The organism is Pseudomonas sp. P105 (genome assembly GCF_032614175.1).
Lineage (GTDB): Bacteria > Pseudomonadota > Gammaproteobacteria > Pseudomonadales > Pseudomonadaceae > Aquipseudomonas > Aquipseudomonas rhizophila.
This window is the reverse complement of sequence record NZ_CP126693.1, coordinates 3150933-3168887: the sequence shown is the minus strand read 5'-3', so window position 1 is coordinate 3168887 and position 17955 is coordinate 3150933. Positions and strand designations below refer to the sequence as shown.

Annotated in this window: 17 protein-coding genes; 7 read left to right on the top strand and 10 right to left on the bottom strand. The window is 62.1% G+C overall.

Annotated elements, in window-relative coordinates:
- Window positions 1-211: 211 nt before the first annotated feature.
- The 3 genes from QOM08_RS14260 to QOM08_RS14250 all read right to left on the bottom strand — a co-directional run bounded on the left by QOM08_RS14260 (window position 212) and on the right by QOM08_RS14250 (window position 2786).
- Complete coding sequence (locus QOM08_RS14260) at window positions 212-586, bottom strand: response regulator transcription factor (RefSeq protein WP_316911774.1); 375 nt, start codon at window positions 584-586, stop codon at window positions 212-214.
- Between the two features lie 101 nt (window positions 587-687).
- Complete coding sequence (locus QOM08_RS14255; RefSeq protein ID WP_188250832.1) at window positions 688-1338, bottom strand: response regulator transcription factor; 651 nt, start codon at window positions 1336-1338, stop codon at window positions 688-690.
- Complete coding sequence (locus QOM08_RS14250) at window positions 1335-2786, bottom strand: ATP-binding protein (protein ID WP_410479145.1); 1452 nt, start codon at window positions 2784-2786, stop codon at window positions 1335-1337. The genes QOM08_RS14255 and QOM08_RS14250 overlap by 4 nt, the downstream gene beginning before the upstream one ends.
- Window positions 2787-3348: 562 nt before the next feature.
- On the opposite strand from QOM08_RS14250, the gene QOM08_RS14245 reads away from it, so the two are divergent.
- Complete coding sequence (locus QOM08_RS14245; protein WP_316911772.1) at window positions 3349-4290, top strand: LysR substrate-binding domain-containing protein; 942 nt, start codon at window positions 3349-3351, stop codon at window positions 4288-4290.
- 25 nt (window positions 4291-4315) lie between these two features.
- Here the strand turns inward: QOM08_RS14245 and QOM08_RS14240 are convergent, their stop codons facing one another.
- Window positions 4316-5326 carry a GlxA family transcriptional regulator gene (locus QOM08_RS14240; RefSeq protein WP_047229184.1) on the bottom strand — a complete coding sequence of 337 codons (1011 nt, stop codon included), beginning with the start codon at window positions 5324-5326 and terminating at the stop codon, window positions 4316-4318.
- Window positions 5327-5477: 151 nt separating this feature from the next.
- Between QOM08_RS14240 and QOM08_RS14235 the strand changes: the two genes are divergently transcribed.
- The 4 genes from QOM08_RS14235 (at window position 5478) to QOM08_RS14220 (ending at window position 10217) form a co-directional block, all read left to right on the top strand.
- Complete coding sequence (locus tag QOM08_RS14235) at window positions 5478-6470, top strand: helix-turn-helix domain-containing protein (RefSeq protein ID WP_188250833.1); 993 nt, start codon at window positions 5478-5480, stop codon at window positions 6468-6470.
- Between the two features lie 69 nt (window positions 6471-6539).
- Window positions 6540-7472 (top strand): transporter, encoded by a 933-nt coding sequence (locus tag QOM08_RS14230; protein ID WP_076384567.1) that lies wholly within the window; start codon window positions 6540-6542, stop codon window positions 7470-7472.
- Between the two features lie 10 nt (window positions 7473-7482).
- The gene (locus QOM08_RS14225; protein WP_139050027.1) at window positions 7483-8742 is read left to right on the top strand and encodes an MFS transporter; all 1260 of its coding nucleotides are present in this window, start codon (window positions 7483-7485) and stop codon (window positions 8740-8742) included.
- 17 nt (window positions 8743-8759) lie between these two features.
- Window positions 8760-10217 carry an amidase gene (locus tag QOM08_RS14220; protein ID WP_188250834.1) on the top strand — a complete coding sequence of 486 codons (1458 nt, stop codon included), beginning with the start codon at window positions 8760-8762 and terminating at the stop codon, window positions 10215-10217.
- Window positions 10218-10323: 106 nt separating this feature from the next.
- Here QOM08_RS14220 and QOM08_RS14215 read toward each other — a convergent pair whose 3' ends face one another.
- Complete coding sequence (locus QOM08_RS14215) at window positions 10324-10758, bottom strand: Rrf2 family transcriptional regulator (protein ID WP_047229136.1); 435 nt, start codon at window positions 10756-10758, stop codon at window positions 10324-10326.
- Between the two features lie 147 nt (window positions 10759-10905).
- Here QOM08_RS14215 and QOM08_RS14210 point away from each other — a divergent pair, with 147 nt between their 5' ends.
- On the top strand, window positions 10906-11799 hold the full coding sequence (locus QOM08_RS14210) for an NAD(P)/FAD-dependent oxidoreductase (protein ID WP_173406933.1): 894 nt from the start codon (window positions 10906-10908) through the stop codon (window positions 11797-11799).
- A 23-nt stretch (window positions 11800-11822) separates the two neighbouring features.
- Here QOM08_RS14210 and QOM08_RS14205 read toward each other — a convergent pair whose 3' ends face one another.
- The 3 genes from QOM08_RS14205 to QOM08_RS14195 are packed head-to-tail and all read right to left on the bottom strand — an operon-like array spanning window position 11823 to window position 14850.
- A complete protein-coding gene (locus QOM08_RS14205; protein ID WP_173406934.1) occupies window positions 11823-13130 on the bottom strand; it encodes a CitMHS family transporter in 1308 nt (435 codons plus the stop codon).
- A gap of 50 nt (window positions 13131-13180) precedes the next feature.
- On the bottom strand, window positions 13181-13504 hold the full coding sequence (locus QOM08_RS14200; protein ID WP_171061361.1) for a hypothetical protein: 324 nt from the start codon (window positions 13502-13504) through the stop codon (window positions 13181-13183).
- Window positions 13504-14850, bottom strand: coding sequence for an acyclic terpene utilization AtuA family protein (locus QOM08_RS14195; RefSeq protein WP_188250835.1), 1347 nt, complete (start codon window positions 14848-14850; stop codon window positions 13504-13506). The genes QOM08_RS14200 and QOM08_RS14195 overlap by 1 nt, the downstream gene beginning before the upstream one ends.
- A 101-nt stretch (window positions 14851-14951) precedes the next feature.
- Here QOM08_RS14195 and QOM08_RS14190 point away from each other — a divergent pair, with 101 nt between their 5' ends.
- A complete protein-coding gene (locus tag QOM08_RS14190) occupies window positions 14952-15830 on the top strand; it encodes a LysR family transcriptional regulator (RefSeq protein WP_076384573.1) in 879 nt (292 codons plus the stop codon).
- A 114-nt stretch (window positions 15831-15944) separates the two neighbouring features.
- On the opposite strand, the gene QOM08_RS14185 is transcribed toward QOM08_RS14190, so the two are convergent.
- Together QOM08_RS14185 and QOM08_RS14180 are read right to left on the bottom strand one after the other, a co-directional pair.
- The gene (locus QOM08_RS14185; RefSeq protein ID WP_047229130.1) at window positions 15945-16796 is read right to left on the bottom strand and encodes a CAP domain-containing protein; all 852 of its coding nucleotides are present in this window, start codon (window positions 16794-16796) and stop codon (window positions 15945-15947) included.
- A 193-nt stretch (window positions 16797-16989) separates the two neighbouring features.
- Window positions 16990-17763, bottom strand: a complete 774-nt coding sequence (locus QOM08_RS14180) for an L-iditol 2-dehydrogenase (RefSeq protein ID WP_047229129.1) — start codon at window positions 17761-17763, stop codon at window positions 16990-16992.
- Window positions 17764-17955: the final 192 nt, after the last annotated feature.

Sequence of the window (17955 nt, the reverse complement as noted above, 5' to 3'; positions counted from 1 at the left end):
ATTGTTTAACTGTTTCAGCGTGACCGTGTCGCGAACTACTCCAAAAGCGCCTGGCTGCAATGAGTTGCCATCGAGCACATTCAATTTCAGTTCGCTGTAGGGAAGCTTATTGGCAGGGCCTGTGTTTAACACTTCTACATAAGGTCATCCGGCCTATGCCTGGGTAGGGGGGATCTATACAAAGGTATGAGGTCGCGACGATGGCGCGGCATCAGGAAGGCCGGCCAACTACCGACTCGATGCAGGCGATCAATTGAGCGCAGTCGAAGGGCTTCGGGAAGAACGCCACCGGCTCGGGCGCACCGGCGCTGACACGGGGTGGCACGCCAGGGTATCCGCTAATGAAAATGATCGGGATATGAATGCCCAGGGTCGACAGTCGATCGTACAGCTGAATACCGGTCATGCCAGGCATTTGAATATCCGATATCAGGCACGCTGTGTTTTCAAGTTCACAGGAAGATAAAAAGTCCAAGGCGCCCGCGTATGTTGTAACCCGATATCCGTGGGAACGTAACAAGCCATCCAGTGCAATTCGAACTGACTCGTCATCATCAACAATTGAAATAGTTGCGGTATTGGACATGTCGATACCCGGAGGTGATATCAGGTAGCCATAAAGGCGCCTGTATCACTGCAAGATACGCCGTCCAATAGTCCCGCCAAGTATACGTGTGTATGAACTTTCTACTGCTCGCCACGCCATTCCAGCACCTGGGCCATGCGGACCAGATCGGCAAACGAGCCTGCGCACATTTTGCGCATGGCTTGGCCGCGGTGAATCTTGACCGTGATTTCGCTCAAGCCCAGTTCCCCAGCGATCTGCTTGTTCATCAGGCCTGACGCCGCCAGCGCCATGACCTGTTGCTCGCGCGGGGTCAATGTGGCGTAACGGCCAAGCACTTGCTGATGGCTGCGTTCGGCGTCGCGCCGCTGGCAGTCCTGTTGATGGGCGGCGGTCACGGCGTCGATCAGGTCTTGTTCGCGAAACGGCTTGGCGAGGAAATCCACGGCACCGGCCTTCATCGCCCGCACGGTCATGGCGATATCACCGTGACCGGTCATGAACACGATGGGCAGATGGACGTTGGCCGCGGCCAGCGCCCGTTGGCACTCCAGGCCGCTGATGCCTTGCAGCCGTACATCCAGAACCAGGCAACTGGGCAGGTCGGGCCTGGAATGGTTCATGAACTTTGCGACCGAATCGAACAGATGCACCTGCAGGCCGATGGAGCGCAGGAGACTGCCGAGGGCTTGGCGCAGCGGTGCGTCGTCGTCAACGATATAGACGATGGGCTCGTTGCCGAGGACCGGTTTCGTGGGCTGCATGGCGTTCATTGCCCGCTCCCCGACACAGCGGTGCCCGTGAGCCGCGGCAGCGCGAACCTGAACGAGGTGCCTTGGCCGGCCTCGCTGGTTGCCCAGATCCTGCCGTCATGGAAGTCGATGATGGACCGGCAGATGGAAAGGCCCATGCCCAGGCCGTTTTCCTTGGTGGTAAAAAACGCATTGAACAAGGACGGCAGGACCTCGGGGGCAATGCCGGTTCCGTGGTCAGTCACCTCCAGCAGCACTTCGTCATCCTCCATCCAGGTGCGTATGTGCAGGGTTCGTTCGTGTGCCTTGACTGCGTCCATGGCGTGACAGGCATTGATGATCAGGTTGATGATCACTTGCTGCAGTTGCACCCGGTCTGCGCTGACCTGGCTGTCGGTCGCTGCCAGCTCCACCTTCGCCCGGACTTTATGATGAGCCAACTGCTGCTGGACCAGGTTCAGGGTCTCGCGGACGATGTCGTCCAGCCGCTCGGGCTGGCGCACCGGGTCGCATTTGCGCGACAGCGCCCTGATACCGCTGATGACCTCGCTGGCGCGACAGCCGTTGGCGACGATTCGGTCGAGGCAATCCAGGGCTTCCCCGAGATCGGGCTCCGGACGTTTGAGCCAGCGGCGGCAGGCCTCGCCACTGCTGGTGATGGCCGTCAGTGGCTGATTGACCTCGTGGGCGATGGACGCAGCCATTTCCCCCAGGGAGGTCAAGCGCGTGACGTGGGCCAATTGGCTCTGGGCGCGGAACAATGCGTCTTCGGCCTGCTTGCTGGCGGTGACGTCCATGAGCGCGCCCAAGTACTGGAAACGGCCATGCTGGACGAGCAGGGGGCTGGCGTTCATGTGGATGTGCTTGATGCGCCCATCAGGCATCAGCAGGCGCAGCTTGACCTCGATCTGCGGTTCACCAGCGGCGGCCTGTTGGAAAACCCCGCGTGCCAACTCCAGGTCTTCAGGGTGAGTGCGCGCCAGCATCATCGACACCGTCGGTGTCTTGTTGGGCGAGTACTCGAAAATCCGTGCCGATTCCTCTGACCAGCTCAACGCTTGTCGATCGCCGCGAAAGCCCACGCTGCCGGTCTGGCTCAGGCGCTGGGCGCCGATCAGGTAAGCCTCGTTGTGCCGCAGGCTGTCGGAAGCCTGCTTGCTGCGCAGCGCCAGGAACGCAATGGCGGACAGCGCGGTCAGGCAGCGGAAGAAACCGGTGGTCGATTCCCAGCGGTGATAGCCGCCGTTGTACAAGAACATCGCGGTGAGCAAGCCCATGCACATCAGCGCGACGGTGATCACCAGATTGATGGAGAACAGGTTGGCAGCCATCAATAACAAGGTGATGTACAGCAGGGTCGGCGCCAGGTCGGAATGGGTCTCGGAGTTGATGATGACAATCCCGCAAGCCACCACCAGGCCTACCAGCCAGCCGAGGGCGTTGACCAGCGGATGGGTACTGATTCCCATCGACAGTCGCGGCCTCCTCTGGCACGGGGTGTATCGCAGGCTGTCATAGACGTTCTTGAGCATCGCGGAGGGTAGGGGCACGCTGGCAGACCTTTTGTTTTTACGTGGTCTCGCTCTGGGATGTCGGGGAACAGAGCATCGGTTCGTATCTTAGAAGCGCCGCTTGGGCTGAGGTAGGACATAAAACCCTGAAATTCCGCCAGGCCGTGCCAATACTTTATTTGTGGCGAGGGGATTTATCCCCGCTGGGCTGCGCAGCGGCCCCCAAACCAGGCAACTCGGTGTGCCAGGAAGATTGAGTTCACTGCTTTAGGGCTGCTGCGCAGCCCAACGGGGATAAATCCCCTCGCCACAAAGGCAGTGTTCGCCACAGGGCTTGGTATATACCGAAGTATCGATGAAGCCGCCCAAAGGGTGGGTGGAGTGTCCCCACGTACAACAGACACTGGCTTGCCTCGGGGATTACGCTTTCAACACCTCGTCGCCGTAGGCCTTGATGGAGGGCGCAGGCGATGATCTTGTCCACTCCTGACTCAATGGCCTGGCGCCTGGGGCGACGACGATGATGAACAGAAATGACCTGCGTCGTGCTGACATCAATTTGCTGGTGGTCTTCGAAACCATGATGCACGAGCGAAACGTGACCCGCGTCAGCGAAAAGCTGTTCCTCGGCCAGCCAACGATCAGCAGTGCCTTGGCACGCCTGCGGTTGATGTTCGATGATCCCTTGTTCATCCGTTCGGGGCGGCTGATGGAGCCGACCTCCCGGGCGCGGGAAATCTTCTCCAATCTGTCACCGGCGCTGGACGGCATCGCCGCAGCCTTGAGCCGCTGCCAGGCGTTCGAGCCAGCCACCAGCGAGGCGACCTTCCATATCGGCCTTTGCGATGACGTCGAGTACGCACTGCTGCCGGAGTTGTTGCGGCGCCTGCGGATCGAGGCACCGGGCACCACCTTGGTGGTGCGCCGGGCCGATCAATGGCAGGTGTCCCAGCTGTTGACCAGCGGCGAGATATCCCTGGGCATCAGCCCGACCCTGGAGCTGCCGGCCAATGCCCGGCGCAAGACGCTGCGGCCGATTCGACCGATGCTGCTGCGCGCCGATTCGCAGCCCGGCGAACTGACCCTGGATGAATTCTGCCGTCGGCCCCATGCCGTCGTGTCGTCCATGGGCAATGTCATCGATGATTCGGACCGGGCGTTATGCCTGATGGGCCGACAGCGCCGGGTGGTGTTGACCGTGCCGCAGTTCAGCGCCTTGCCCGTGCTGTTGGCCGGGAGCGACATGATTGCTATCGTGCCGGATTACGTTGCCCTGGCGATGGCCGTGCTGGCTGGCATGCGGGCTCAAGCGGCCCCGATCTGTTTGCCCCAGCACGAGCTTTCCATGGTCTGGCGCGGTGCTTCGCACAATGATCCGGGGGAGCGTTGGCTGCGCTCCCGTTGCAGCGCACTCCTGGCTGAGCAGGGCGACTCGCAGGCGCGATCCTGGAAAGTGGCCTGACAGGCCAGTAGCGCAAGTTTCGCGCTTAACGGGAAAACCGGCTGCGATACTCGCGGGGGGAAATCGACAGGTGACGCTGAAATGTGTGACGCATTCGTTCCTCGTCACCGAAACCGCAGGCGCGGGCGATCTGGTCGATGTTGCGCTGAGAGTCTTCCAGCATTCGCCGCGCCGCCTCAAGGCGGAACATCTCGATGGCTTTGGCCGGGGTGCGGCCGGTCTGGCGTTTGTAGACCCGGGCAAAATTGCGCGGGCTCATCCTGGCCTCGCGGGCCAGTCGCTCGACGGTGAGGTTGTTGTCGTCCAGATGTGCGCAAATCCACACGTGCAGTTCATCGAAGCCGGCGCTCTCCTGCATCTGCAATTGCAACAGTTGGCTGAACTGCGCCTGACCGCCGGGGCGTTTGAGAAACACCACCAGCTCACGGGCCACCTGCAGGGCCACGTCGCGACCGCAATCGGCTTCGACCAATGCCAGGGCCATGTCGATGCCCGCGCTGACACCGGCCGAGGTCCAGACGTTGTCCTGCTGGATGAAGATCGCATCAAGATCCACCTCAACCGACGGGAAACCACTCTTGAGCATCTCGCACATGGCCCAATGGGTGGCGGCCCGGCGTCCGTCCAGCAAGCCGGCCTGGGCCATGAGGAAAGTGCCGCTGCACACCGATGCGGTGCGCCTGGCCTGGACCGAGGCAATGCGCAGCCATTGCACCAGATCGACACAGTCGATCATCGCCTGCCGAATGTCCGGTGCGCCGGGGACAATCAGCGTATCGATGAGCGTCCCGTCGAGCTCCCGCAGGGCACGGGTATCCACGACCAGGCCTTCGGCGCTTTGCATCAATCCGCCTGCCAGACTGGCGGTGTGCATGGCGTAGCCGGGCAGGCCGCGTTCGGTCATGGCCTTGGTGGCCGCCCAGAACACTGTTTGGGCGCCGGTCAGGTCCAGCAAGCCCATTTGCGGATAGGCCAGGAATACCAGGGTGCGCGGTTGGGAAATGGACTCGGCGGCGAGGCCGACATCCAGGGTCATCTCGTTCATGATCGTTTCGCGCGGGGTGTTTGTCAGGGCCGGTGAAAGAGTCTATCCGTTTTCGGCACAATTGAACGAATGGCCTACCCAGCGGAATGGAACTTGCCTGAGCTTTGATCCATAAGCCCTGGAATCATCAAAGGTCGGGTCAATGAACAATGACAACATGGCGCAACCAGCGGTCTCGTCGGAGGGACTGCCGATGCTGCCGATCAATCGGTTCCGCACCACAGACATCGACGAGCACGCCCGGAACATGGGCGGTTGGCAGGTTTGCTACGACCAGTTGACCCCCGGGCGCTTCGACGGCGAGTTGATCGAGTTCCGCTCGGAGTGGATGCAACTGGTGCGCGACCGCTCTAATCAGGCCCTGACCAAGCAAGGCACGGCCTGGGAGGGCGCCATCACCTTCAGCGTGCCGCTGAGTGCGGACGGGCCGGTCTTTTGTTCCGGGCACCCGATTGTCGAGCCCAGCCTGTTGGTCGCCCGTGGGCATAACCTGCCCGAGCTGCGCACGCCCCAACATCTGGATCTGCTCGGTGTCGCCATCGACGAGCAGGCGTTGGAGCATGTGCTGGAACGTCAAGGCAGCCGCTTTCGAATTACCGATCTTCCCAAGTGTTACCGTCTCGGCAACTCGACGCTGCCCGCCGAGCTTGCGGCGTTATTCGATGAGCTTGAAGGGGGCGAGCAGGGGCGTGACTCGTTGCTGGGTTACGAGTCGATTCGTCGTGGCCTGCGTGACACGGTGATGCTGCACATACTGGAACTGGTGGCACCGGACGAGGCGCCGCCGCTCAGCCCCACGGCGCGCAAGCGCATGGTCGACCGCGCCCGGGAGTACGCCTTGACCCATGTCGATGAGCCGCTGTCGATCCTCGACCTGTGCAACCACATCGGGGCCAGCCGACGCAAACTGCAGTATTGCTTCCAGGAAACCCTGGGTATCAATCCGGTGGCCTATTTACGAGCGTTGCGCCTCAATGCCGTGCGCCGTGAACTGCGCAACGGGGATCAGGCCCTGGGCGTCCAGGAGGTGGCGGCACGCTGGGGCTTCTGGCACTTGAGCCGCTTTTCCAGCGATTATCGGGTGCTGTTCGGCGAGACACCTTCCCAAACCCTGCGTCGCACGCATCTGTGCTGAAAACGGATAACGGCTGACCGGCCGGCTCCCTAGGATGACCCCAACACCACAAGGTTGGAGGGGCATTCGATGAATCAAAATAAAAAAGCAAACGCCTGGCGCTGTACTTGGTTGACCTTGGGGCTGATCGGTATGGGGGGCGCTGCCCATGGCACCGAAAACGGTGCGCCGACCACGGCGGTCGGGGTCTATGATTTCGGCGCGGGCATGATGCCGCCGGCCACGCCCTTTGGCACCGTCGGCCTGCGCACCGCGTTCTATTCGGCCAACGTGCAGAAGGACCGCCACGGCAAGTCCGTGGACAACAATTTCTCTCTGGATGTGCTGTCCATCGGCGTCGCCTATATGCGCATGACCGATTACACCGTGCTGGGCGCCAAATATGGCTTCGGCGCCGTGGTGCCGTTCTTCCAGATGGACGCTTCGGTACAGGTGCAGACGCCAATCGGTCCGCTGGACCTTGCGGCCGATCCGTTTCGCATGGCCGACATCCAGTTGTTGCCGCTGATCCTGCAATGGACCCTCTCGCCCAACCTGTTCGTCAACACCCAGTTCCAGATCCAGGCACCGACTGGCGACTATGACAAGAACCGGCTGATTTCACCGGGGCTCAACCACTGGACCTTTTCGCCGATCCTCAACGCCACTTACATCTCCGACAGCGGCTTCGAAGTGTCTTCCAGTTTCGAAGTCGACATCAACACACGCAACCCGGCCACTGATTACAAGAGCGGCGTCGAGTACCGCCACGAATTCGCGGTGGGCCAACACGTCGGGCCCTGGACGGTGGGCGTGGGCGGGTATTACTACCGCCAGTTCAGCGATGACGATGCGCCAGGGCTGCAATCGGGCAATCGCGCCCGGGTGATGGCCGTCGGGCCGGCGGTGAGCTACTTCAAGCCCGGGATGCCGCCGGTATGGCTGCACGTCTACAAGGAGTTCGACGCGCGTAACCGTGCCGAGGGCTACACCACGGCGCTGCGCATTTCTCACAGTTTCTAAAGGGGCTCCCATGAACCAATCAAGTTCCGTATCAACGGCCGCAGCCCCGTCACGCCAGGCCACGGGTCGGCGTGAAGGGCTGGTGCTGATGCTCGGCAGCAGCCTGACCATCATGGGCTCAGTGATGGTCGCACCCATCTTGCCCCGTTTGGGCGCCGAATTCGGTCCCATGGAGCCGCGAGCCGATCTGCTGGTGCCGCTGGCGATCACCGGGCCGGCCCTGACCATTGCCCTGTGCGCGCCGTTGGCCGGTTGGCTGGCGGACCGGGTCGGGCGCAAGGCGCTGCTGGTGATTGCCACGTTGCTCTACGCAGTGCTCGGCGCGCTGCCGGCGATGCTCGATAACCTGCCGGCGATTGTCGGCACCCGGCTGCTGTTCGGCTGCGCCGAAGCGGCGGTAATGACCTGTTGCGCGGCCCTCATTGCTGACTACTGGCACGGCGAAGAGCGCTTGCGCTACGTCAACCGGCAAGTGGTGACCATCGGCCTGGTGGGAGCGCTGTTTTTTGTGGTGGGTGGGGCGCTCGGGGAGCATTCGTGGCGCTCGCCGTTCCTTTTGTACCTGCTGCCATTGTTGCTGGTGCCCGCCATGATGAAGGTGCTGTGGGAGCCGTCGATGGCCAAGCGGCCAAGGGCCGAGCAGCAAGCGGACGAATCGGGTCCGGCCAAGGTCGCGGTACGGTCGCTGGTGATCGGTTACCTGATGATTCTGGGCGGCATGGTGCTGACCTTCATCGTGCCGATCCAGGCGCCGACGCTGTTGGTCAGCCTGGGCATCACCTCCAGCACGCTGATCGGCATGGCGGCAGGCTTGAGTCTGCTGGCGACCCTGGGCGGTTCGTTGATGTGGCCCTTGCTGCGCCGTCGCTTCGGCATTGCCGGTTGCAACGCGCTGTTGCTGAGTCTGATAGGGCTTGGGCTCTGGCTGCTGATGCGCGCCCAGAGCTACAACGCCGTGCTGGTGGCGGTCTTCATTCAGGGCCTGGGTTCCGGATTGCTGGTGCCCAACGTGATGGCTCCCGTGATGAATGCCTTGACTGCCAGCACCCGCGGCCGTGGTCTGGGTGGGTTCACCTCGTTTCTGTATATCGGCCAGTTCGTCAGTCCGCTGGTGGTGGCCTCTGTGGGCGCCTTCGCCAGCGATCTGCGCCAGTCGATCCAATGGCTGGCAGTCGCCAGTTTTGCCGCCGCGCTGCTGTGGATCGCTGTCGGTCTGCGTACTCGAGGCCATGGTCAGGCGACCACTCTCGGCTCCCGTCAATCGTCATGAAACAAGGAATCTGAAGCATGGGCATGCAAGACATCCATCACTTGATGGACAACGAAGACGCCAGCGCACTGGCCGAGTGGGTCAGGCGCGGCGAGATCCGCCCCGGCGAACTGCTGGAGGCGGCCATCGAACGTCTTGAACGGGTCGAACCGCAGCTCAATGCGGTGGCCGAGCGGTTATACGATTCGGCGCGGGAAGCGGCCGACACGCCTGAGGTCGGGCAAGGTCTGTTGGCGGGCGTGCCGACGTTGATCAAGGACCTGTTTTCGCCCGTTGCGGGGGCGGCAATGACCAACGGTTCACGCTCATTGGGCGATTTTCGCGCGGATTTCGAATCCGAAGTCGTCACCCGCTTGCGCCGTGCGGGGTGTCAGGTAATGGGCACCAGCACTTCACCGGAGTTTGGCACGTCGTACTCCACCGAATCTTCGCGGTTTGGCGCCACCCGAAACCCTTGGAGCACCCGGCATAGCGCCGGTGGTTCCAGCGGTGGCGCGGCAGCGCTGGTGGCGGCCCGGGTCGTGCCGTTCGCCCACGGCAACGATGGCGGCGGGTCGTTGCGCGTGCCGGCGTCTTGCTGTGGCGTCTTCGGGTTCAAGCCAAGCCGTGGCCTGCTGCCGTCAGGGCCGATGATCGGCGAGGGGTGGGCGGGGATGGGCACGCCCCATGCGATCACCTTGTCGGTGCGCGACAGCGCCGCACTGTTGGACGCCACCGCCGGAATGGACCTGGGAGCGCCCTATGCCGCGCCGGTCCAGACGTTGCCCTATGTGACGGCGTTGCAGCGCGATCCGCAACCGTTTCGCATTGCCCTGGTGGAGCAACTCGGTCCCTGGCCAACATCGCCACAGAGCCTGCAGGCCGTAGGCGAGGCGGCGCGGTTGTGTGAGTCCCTCGGCCACCGTGTCGAACCAGTAAACCTGCCGGTGGTATTACCGGAGTTTCTCGATCAGGTCTTCACCATCATCGGCGCAAGCACTCGCCATTACGTTGACCTGTTGGGCCAGATGCGCGGGTTCGCGGTACAGGCCGAGGAGCTGGAGGTGCGCACCCGGATCATCCTGCGGGACAAGGGCAACGTCAGCGGCGCCCAGTACGCGGCTGCAGTGGAGTGGATTCATACCCTGGGCCGGCAACTGGCGACGTTCATGCACGATTACGACCTGATCCTCACCCCGGTCCTGACCCGTGAACCGGTACCGATTGGCGAGCTGGACGTTGAGGACGTGTGCATGAGCCTCGATCAACTGCTGGAGCGTTACCACAGCTACTCGCCATTCACCGCGCTGTTCAATGCCAGCGGTCAGCCGGCGATGTCCGTGCCGTTGTCCTGGAGCAGCAACGGCCTGCCGATGGGCGCGCACTTCGCCGGTCGCTTTGGCGAAGAAAGCACCCTGCTGGCCCTGGCCGCGCAATTGGAACGCGCCCAGCCGTGGCGTGGCCGGGTGCCTGCGGTGAACGCCTGTCGTCGTTGAAGACGGCGATGTCTCAATAAAGTGAAGCGGGCCGGTTCCAAGCACGGCACATCCAGCGTCGATGGAATGCCGATCTCGATGCCTGATCAGGCCCGCTTCCCACCACTCAGCCGTGCCCCTCCCTAAAACGCTGATCAAAATCCTCCGCTAACTGCGCCAGAGTGATGCTGCCCAAACGCTTGAGCAGCAACGCCTGAGCCTCATCGAACGCATCCGTCAGCGCCGCATTCACCGCTTGTTCCACCAGGCACTGCGGGTGATCGGTGGACAGGCCGATGGCAAAAATCGACGTGCTACCCAAGGCCTGATGGATGTCGAGCAGGGTCATCTCTGCCAGGGATTTGCTCAACGTCCAGCCGCCGCGATGGCCTTTCTCTGACGTGACATAGCCCTGTTCCTTGAGCAGCGCCATGGTCCGGCGCACCACCACTGGGTTGGTGCCGAGCATCTGCGCGATGGTGTCGGAGGTGGCGGATTGCTGGTGACGGTCCATGTGGATGAGTACATGAAGCATGCGGGACAGGCGCGTGTCGTTTCTCATGGTAACGGCGTTGTTCTGTGGTTGAGACGGGGTGGAGTATCGCCTGTAATTGCAAAAGTTACGAGATCGTTGACAGGCGCTTTTCAAGGAACTTACGATGTGTCGAGACTTTAGCGGTCCTTCGAAAACCACCCTTGGAGAAAGATCATGGGCTACGACGTCATCATTACAGGCGGCAGCTACGCGGGTATGTCGGCAGGACTTCAACTGGCACGGGCTCGGCGAAAGGTGCTGGTGATCGATGGGGGGCAACGCCGTAACCGGTTCGCCGCGACTTCCCATGGGTTTCTTGGCCAGGATGGCCGCGCACCCGCTGACATCGCCGAGGATGCCCGCGCCCAGCTCATGGCTTATCCGACGGTGGAGTGGGTGTCGGACACCGTGGTCCAGGCGCGCAAGGAGGAGGGCGGCTTCACCCTGGAAACTGCCCGTGGGCAACATTTCCAAGCCCAACGCCTGCTGCTGGCCACCGGAGTGGTCGATGATTTGCCGGCGGTGCAAGGCCTGGCTGAGCGCTGGGGCAAAAGCGTTTTCCACTGTCCTTACTGCCACGGCTATGAGTTGGACCAAGGGCCGATAGGCGTGCTGGCGACGTCGCCAATGTCGCTGCACCACGCCTTGATGCTTCCCGACTGGGGGCCGACGACGTTCTTCACCAATGGCGTATTCGAGCCCGACCCGGAGCAGCGGGCCAGCCTGGAACTACGTGGGGTGACGCTGGTAGCCGAACCGGTCGAACGCATTGAAGGCGAGCGGGCCAATGTGGTCCTGGAAGGGGGGCGCGTAGTTGCCATCGATGGTCTGTTCGTCTTGCCCCGTACCCGCGTGGGCAGCTCGTTGGCCGCATCTCTGGGGTGTGAGTTCGAGGACGGCCCGCTCGGTGCCTTCATCCAGACTGACATGACCCGCGAAACCAGCGTGCCGGGAGTGTTTGCCTGTGGTGATGCGGCCATGCCGTTCGGCTCGGTGGCACTGTCGGTGGGCGATGGTGTGCGGGCGGGATCGGGCGTGCACCGATCGTTGATCTTCGGCGCACACTGAAAACCCGATCCCCGCGCTGAACCCTAAACCTGTACCGCCCCGGTCGCCACGGCGAAGGCGAGCATCACCAGGCTGACGCCCCAGGCCCAGAAAAAGGTGTAGGCCATGTGTTTGCGCAACTCGACGCCGGACAACGCCAGGGCCAGATACACGCTGGGCACCACCGGGCTGATGGAGAAACCGGTGTTTTCACCGATCAGCATGGCCCGGGCCACCGCTTCCAGGGGAACGCCCGCGGCGGCGGCCACATCCCTGATCACCGGCAACAGGGCAAAGTAGTAGGCGTCCGGCGAAAAGATCATCCCCAGGGGAACGCCAAAGAATCCGACGATCACATGCAGGTACTGAGCGGATCCGCCAGGCAGAAAGTCGATCAGCGCCAAGGCCATGCCGTCGGACATTTTTGCCCCGGACAGCACCCCCAGCAACACGGCGGCGGCCATCATCACCAGCACCATTTGCAGGGCATCGGATGCGTGGGCCTTGAGACGTTCGGCCTGGGTATCCAGGGAAGGGAAGTTCAGCGGCAGGGCAATGCCCAATCCCACCATGAAACAGGCATAGAGCGGAAAGATACCGGTGAACAGGCAAGCCAGGATCGCGCCGGTCAGGGCCACGTTCAGCCAGTACCGCAGGTTGCGGGGCGAGAGGCCGAACTCGCGACCTTCGGTGGACAGACTGTCCAGATCGACGCTGGCGGCCGCTCCCAGTGACATTGGCCGGCGACGCTGGGCTCGCGAGCCCAGCACGGTGGCCACCAGCAACATGCAGACCAGCCCCACCAACTGCACCGGCAGTAAACCTAGCCAAAGCTCCGTGGCGTCCAGCCCGGAAACTGCGGCAGCCCGAGCGGTGGTGCCACCCCAAGGCACCATGTTGATGACCCCGGCGGTGGTGCCCACCAGGCACAACAGCATGGCCGGGCTCATGTTCAGGCGCTTGTACAACGGCAACAGCGCCGGAATGGTCAGTAAAAATGTCGCGGCGCCCACCCCGTCCAGATGCACCACTGACGTCACCAGCACCGTGACCAGCGCCACAGCCAGCGGCTTGCCACCGGTACTGCGGATCAGCAGGTTGACCAGCGGGTCGAACAGCCCGCGATCACGCATGATCCCGAAGAACAGAATGGCAAACAGAAACAGCGCGGCGGTGGGCGCCACGGTGATCAGCCCGGCCTTGATGAACTCGCCGATCTGTCCGGGGTTGAAACCGGCCAGCAGGCAAGCGGCGACGGGGAGGGTGGTGAAGGCGACGACGGGGCTGATCCTGCGCAGCAATATCAGCCCGATGATGACCAGCATCATCAAAAAACCCAACGTTGTAATCATGGTGCAGCCTCTCTTTTTATTGTTGTCGACGGTACGGGCGCGTGAATCCTTCAGCCCTGTGGTTGGGGCAGGCGCAGGGACAGCAGCAGATAACTCAAACTCTTGCCGTGGCGGTCCAGGCCGCAACTGAGGTTTACGCCGCCTTCCAGGGCGTCTTCGAGGACGAAATTCAGCGCATGCAGGTTCGGCAGTTCATAGCGATGCACCTTGGCAGGCCGGCGCGTGGCGAATTGTTCGGCGACTCGTTCGCAAGTCAGTTCGCGCAGCAACCATGGGTAGTGCGCCGGATCGAGGGGGAATACCGCAATGCTGAGGATGTTGCCTTTGTCTCCGGCACGAGCGTGGGCGAAGTCGGCGAGGGTGACCAGGTTCATCAGTACCACTCCAGGGTCGTGTGGATTTCGCTGCGCGGCAGCAGGAAGCTGCGGGTGGTGACGGCTTCAGCGAGGTGCCGGCGCACGCCGCCACCGCCGGCCGGACCGTTGGTGTAAAGCGACTCCACCTCAGCCAACAGGATCTGGACTGTTGCCTGGTCGGTATGGGTCAGGCCGACGCGCACACGCACATCATCAAGGGCCGGCGCCAGGGCCAGTCGTTGTTGCAGATAGCGGCCACCGTGATCATTGAACAGACTGGCGACACCCGACAAATCGATCCAGGGCTGTACGCCTGGCGCCAATCGGTCAAAACGTTGCAGCAGAATTTCCCGGGCCAGGGCGGCACGGGCCACGGCACCGGGGCCGGCATAGGAAATTTCCGCCTCGCCGAACCAGAGCCCACGCACACCGGCCAGGCCCTTGAGCGTATCGGGGCGCGGATGGCCCAGCAGGCCGCTGATCTCAACGCGGTCTTCACCCAGGTCCCGGACGCGGGCCTGCCCCAGGTCCAGCACCACGTCCGGGGTCAGGTAGCGGCGCGGATCATGCACCTCGTAAAGCAATTGTTCCTTGACCGTTTGCTCGCTGACGCGGCCCCCGCAGCCCTGGGTTTTGCCGATGATCAAACGCCCATCCTCATGGATTTCGGCAATGGGGCAACCGAGGTTCGCCGGGGCCGGGATCTCTTTGATCCCAGGGTGGGCAAAGTACCCGCCGGTGACCTGGGTGCAGCACTCCAGCAAATGCCCAGTCGCGGTGGCGATGGCCATTTTCTGCCAATCGTCGGCGGCCCAGCCCAGCCCATGGCGAATCGCGCCCACCGCCAGCGAAGGGTCGGCCACTCGCCCGCACAGCACGATACCGGCACCTTCTTGCAGCGCCGTATGAATGCCGTCGGCACCGGTGTAGACGTTGACCGAAACCACGTCTGCCGGGGCCACGGGCAGCCATTGCTTGAAGCGCGGTGTGGATTCTTCCAGCAGGTCATCGCCCAGTACGCAGGCAATTTTCAAACTCGGATAGCGTCCTGCCAGTGTTGCTCGCAGGCGCTGCGCGGCGGCTCTGGGATTGGCTGCCCCCCCATTGGTAATGATGGGGATGCCGGCGTCGATACACACATCCAGCATCGGCTCGAGGAAATCGAACAGGCGAGAGGCGTATCCGGCTTGAGGATCGAGGCCCCTGCGCAGTTGCGCTTCGGCCAGCGTCCGTTCGGCCAGCAACTCCAGCATGATGTAGCGCTGGCCGTTTCGTTGCGCCAGGTCCTGGGCCAGGCGCAAGGCGGCGTCCGGGCGATCATTGGCAAAACCGGCGCCGCATCCGACGAGAATTGTTTTTGTCATGTCCGTTTCCACTGATGGGATGGCCCATAGTGGCGGCCATGGATTGTTCTGTGAATTTTAAAGGTAGAATCAATTGATCCATTATCTTTATAAGTGCGGCCATGAACGTTTCTTTCCGACAGCTTCGTGCCTTTATCCTGATCGCTGAAACCTCAAGCTTCACGCGCACTGCTGAACAGCTTCACCTGTCCCAGCCAGCGCTGAGCTACAGCATCCGCAAACTGGAGGAGACCATGGGTCTGCAGTTGCTGGCGCGTAACACCCGCAGTGTCGAGCTGACGCTGGCCGGCGAACACTTTCTGCCCCAGGCCAGGCGCATGCTCAGGGACATGGACGATGCCGTACGGGACGCCCGTGACACCCTCAGCCTGAGTCGTGGCTCCCTTCGCCTGGCGGCACTGCCCACGGCCGCCGCTTCGTTCCTGCCTGTGGTCATCGCTTCGTTCCAGCGCAAACACCCGGGTGTAAGGGTGAGCGTACTGGATGGTCGGGCCGGGGAGATCATGGGGTGGGTGCAGCGCGGTGAGGTGGACGCGGGCATTACCTCGTTACCCGACGACCTGTCCGGGCTGAGCTTCGTGCGCCTGTTGGATGACAATCTGGTGTTGCTGACCCACAAGGATCATCAGCGCGACAGTCTGGACGACTGGAAACGCAGGCCCTACATTGCCCTGACTCCCGACACGAGCATCCGGCCCTTGGCCGACGCAGCGTTGCGCTACCTGAATGTCGAGCCTGAGCCGGCTTGGGAGGTGGCGCACATGAGTACCGCCACTGCGCTTGTACGCGAAGGGTTGGGATTTTCCCTGCTGCCGGCCAGTTGCACGGCGGTGTTCAATATTGGCGAGCAATGCGAGGTGATTGCCATCGACCAGCCCGGCAAGCGTTCGATCGGCCTGTTGCAACGCAAGCCAGTGGCCCAGTCGCCGTCGTTGAGCCAGTTCATGCAGCATTTGCGGCAGACGCTGCGTCAGCAATGACAGTTCCATGGTCATCGCGAGCAGGCTCGCTCCCACAGTGTGTAGAACCCTTGTGGGAGCGAGCCTGCTCGCGATAGCGGGATTGCCGCCAGTGCCAAGCGATCTGATCAAACGCTATTGGGTGCCAAACATCGCGGTCCAATAAATCCCCGCATCGCTCTTCGGATCCACCGCATAGCCGGCGCCCAGTTCCTTGAACTGCGGGTTCATCAGATTGGCGCAATGACCGGGGCTTGCCAGCCAGCCGTCCACCACTTTGAGGGCCGTATCCTGTCCGGCGGCGATGTTCTCACCGATCAATTGGCCGAGGTAACCGGCCAACTCGGCGCGGTCGCCCGGCATACGGCTGTCGCGATCCTTGTGGTCAAAGAAGTTGTTGTTGGCCATGGCCCGAGTGTGGTTCACGGCGGCCAGGGCCAACGTAGCGTTCCAGGCCAGCGGCGTCGTCGCCGTGAAGGCTTCGGTGCCGCAGCGGCGCGGTTGGGCACGCGCACTGTTGATCAGCTTCAGTAGCTTCTGACCTTCGGCTTGCCAGTCTCCCAGACGCGCCGACAATAGCGGGCGCGCCAACACGATGCGCCATTCGCGATCCAGGCGACTGACGCCGATGTCGACGAACTGTGGATCCAGCACCACCTGGCAGAAGCTTTCCTGCACGGCCTTCATCGCGGCTTGCGCGTCCCGTGGCCCGGACAGGCTGATGGCCTGTACGTTGACCATCGGGTAGGCCGTGCGGGCCAACGCCTGCTGCAGGTCACCAATGCCGTTGGCCGACAGGATCAGCCGCGAATCCATGGCCAGCGGCGGTAGCTCCAGAGAGGCCTGATCCGCACAACTTTGCGACTGACTGCGATAAAGGTTGATGGACTCGACCAGTTGCGTCTCTTCGGTGGCCAGGACACTGGTGGCGAAGGCCAGCCCCAGCGACAGCCCGATAAGACGCATGACGGATGAAATGGCACGCATGTAAATCTCCCTTGAGCGGACGGCGCCTATGATGCGCAATTTTTGCCCGGCTGGGGCAACGGTATTCACGCTCTCTTGAAATCCCTTGCAACGGCACCGTTGGGTACCGTTTGGGACAATCCTCAAGTAGTGGGATCAATTTTCAGGCAAATAAGTCCATCTCCGTCGATTCAAGGGCAAAACTTGCGAATTATCAGCTCATCCAGTTCCCGCCATCGACGTTATAAGTCTGTGCTACCACATATTCGCTCTCCGCCGAGGCCAGGAATATCGCCATCCCCACCAGATCCTGCGCGGTGCCCATCCGGCCATAGGGCACTTGCGCGCCGACCTGACGCTTTTTCTCTCCCAGGGGCAGGTTTTCATGATGGGCGAACAGCGCATCCACACCATCCCAGTGCTCACCCTCCACCACACCAGGGGCAATGGCGTTGACGTTGATTCGATGCTTGATCAAATCAAGGCCGGCCGACTGGGTCAGACTGATCACCGCAGCCTTGGTGGCGCAATACACCGCCACCAGGGCTTCTCCACGCCGGCCGGCCTGGCTGGCCATGTTGATGATTTTGCCGCCATGCCCCTGGCGGATCATCTGCCGGGCGGCGGCCTGCAGCGTGAACAGTGTGCCGGCGACATTGATGCAAAACAGCCGTTCGTAGCTTTGGCGCGTAATCTCCACGATAGGCGCCAGGTCGAAAAGCGCTGCGTTATTGACGAGGATATCGAGCTTGCCCGTCCGGGCCACGACCGCCTCGATGGCCTGGTCAATCGAAGCTTGTTCAGTGACGTCCATTTTGACCGCGTAGGCGCTGTCGCCCAGTTCGGCGGCGGTGGCTTGGGCGCTTCCAAGATCGATATCGGCAATCGCCACAGTAGCCCCTTCGTTGATATAGGCCTGGGCGAACGTTCTGCCAATACCACGGGCAGCACCGGTGACCAGCGCGCTTTTTCCTTCCAGTCGTTTCATGGGTTGTCCTGTCTCGAATGACAAAATAAACAGCAGGGGAGCGCGGCTCACCATCAATGACGTGCCGATTACAGCAGCGCCATTGGCGCCGGACAAACGCGGGAGGGATCATCGGCTGGTACTTTTTTAACGCCGTGACGTGTCCCTTGGCCGGGTTAAAAAAGTATCGGTGGACGATCAGGTCAGGGCTGG